Raw genomic sequence first — 585 nt, 5'->3', positions numbered from 1 at the left:
TGCTTTATTCTGTTGTTGGTCGATCGTTTTGTCGCAGTACCTCACGTGGACGAACGTCGGCGAAGACCGGGTCTACGGACCTCAAGGACGTTACCTGCTGCCGCTAGTCCCATTGCTGGTGCTCGCGTTTGCGCGAAAGCGTACTGAAGATGGAGCTCAACCCAACCGGCTCGAAATTCTCCCGATCTTGGCTGCAGCGATCGATGTCGTGGCTATACCTATGTTTGCGCTGTCTAGCTAAAAACATTGTGATAATTCTGTTGCGCGAGAACGCAATTGACATTTTTATCGGTACATATAGCAATTTATTACTAACAAGTTCATGTTAATGTATTAATACTATCGCATAAAATAACTAAGACTGTTATCTATAAACATTCGATCAACACAGGAGGCTAAATTCAATGGATATACGCATAATTTCGCCATGCACAGCACACATTCTTATGAAGTTGCAATCTTTCTGCTGCCGCAACATCTTTTTTAAGTTGCGAAGCGTACGTTGTGCTGTTCCGAATGGGCCGAAGCTGATGACCATTAGCACAGGCTGCTTTACCGGGGATTGTGCCCCTCGATGTCGCACCA

1 pseudogene is annotated in these 585 nt (G+C 45.8%); it reads left to right on the top strand.

Features of this window, described 5'->3' with window-relative positions:
* Nucleotides 1-241 (top strand): annotated as a pseudogene (locus tag OXS27_RS32440) (hypothetical protein); the annotation flags it as partial.
* Nucleotides 242-585: the final 344 nt, after the last annotated feature.

It is taken from the genome of Methylobacterium sp. GC_Met_3 (assembly GCF_026540775.1).
GTDB lineage: Bacteria > Pseudomonadota > Alphaproteobacteria > Rhizobiales > Beijerinckiaceae > Methylobacterium.
Note: the sequence above shows the minus strand (reverse complement) of the source record. Positions and strands in the feature narration are given on the sequence as shown.